The sequence below is a fragment of the Streptomyces sp. CO7 genome, assembly GCF_053474865.1.
Genome location: NZ_JBRIOU010000011.1, coordinates 90,755 through 91,336, shown reverse-complemented (window position 1 = coordinate 91,336; position 582 = coordinate 90,755). Strand labels below are relative to the sequence as shown.

Genomic DNA, 582 nt, shown 5'->3' with positions numbered 1-582 from the left:
GCCGGAGAGCCCTCCCGCCCGGACCCACAGGGTGAGCCCGCCGGACGGCACCGCGAACTCCCAGTCGGGCAGCTCGCGCCGGACCGCCGCCACCAGCGCGTCCCGGTTCCCGCGGGCCTGGGCACGCCGCCAGGCGACCGCGTCCGCCCACTCCCCCGTGTCCATCAGCCAGGCCACCGCCAACTGCTCCAGCACCGGCGTGCCGAGGTCGGCGTACGCGCGGGCGGCGACGAGCGAGCGGACGATCTCGGGCGCGGCCCGCACCCAGCCGATCCGCATGCCCGCCCAGAAGGCCTTGCTGGCCGACCCCACCGTGATCACGGAGGAACCCGCGGGGTCGAAGGCGCACATCGGCCGCGGCAGCTCGACGTCCTCGTCCAGCGGCAGCTCCCGCATGGTCTCGTCGGCGACCACCACCGTGCCTGCCGCACGCGCGGCGTCGACCAGCATCCGCCGGCGTTCCTCGTCGGCGAGCGCGCCGGTGGGGTTGTGGAAGTCGGCGACCACGTAGGCCAGCCGCGGCGCGGACTCGCGCAGCACCTGCCGCCAGCGGTCCATCTCCCACCCCAGGAGCCCTTCCCC

Annotated in this window: 1 protein-coding gene; it reads right to left on the bottom strand. The window is 76.1% G+C overall.

What is annotated here, in order from left to right:
* On the bottom strand, positions 1-582 hold a 582-nt coding region (locus tag ACOV8S_RS29505; RefSeq protein ID WP_448321541.1), incomplete at both ends, for an aminotransferase class I/II-fold pyridoxal phosphate-dependent enzyme.